The sequence below is a fragment of the Brevibacterium sp. SIMBA_078 genome, assembly GCF_046534565.1.
Classification (GTDB): domain Bacteria; phylum Actinomycetota; class Actinomycetes; order Actinomycetales; family Brevibacteriaceae; genus Brevibacterium.
Window position 1 is genome coordinate 1 of the sequence record NZ_JAWRYQ010000176.1, and the last position, 276, is coordinate 276.

A 276-nucleotide genomic window follows, 5' to 3' on the forward strand; every position below is an offset into this window, starting at 1 on the left:
GAACGACTCTTGTGTTGCTTCGAACACGAGGATGCCGAGGTCTTCTTCCAGCGCCTTGATCCCTGCGCGGACACTGGACTGGCTGATGCCACGCGCCCGTGGGGCACGCTGAAAACTCAGGTGTTCGGCGACGGCGATTGTCTGGATTAGCGACGCCATGGGAATGCGGCCGCCAACTAATTGGGGCGATCGACCCGGTTGCGCATTTTTCAAATGCCGCCGTCGCATGGTGGCTCACTACTTTCTCGTTGCCACGCCTGCGGCGAAGATACCCAG

At 60.1% G+C, this 276-nt stretch carries 1 protein-coding gene; it reads right to left on the minus strand.

The genetic code is table 11. The features are described 5' to 3' along the window. The coding region (locus tag SB749_RS19335) for a LysR family transcriptional regulator (RefSeq protein ID WP_410711732.1) at positions 1–228 on the minus strand (228 nt) is incomplete at its 3' end. Positions 229–276: the final 48 nt, after the last annotated feature.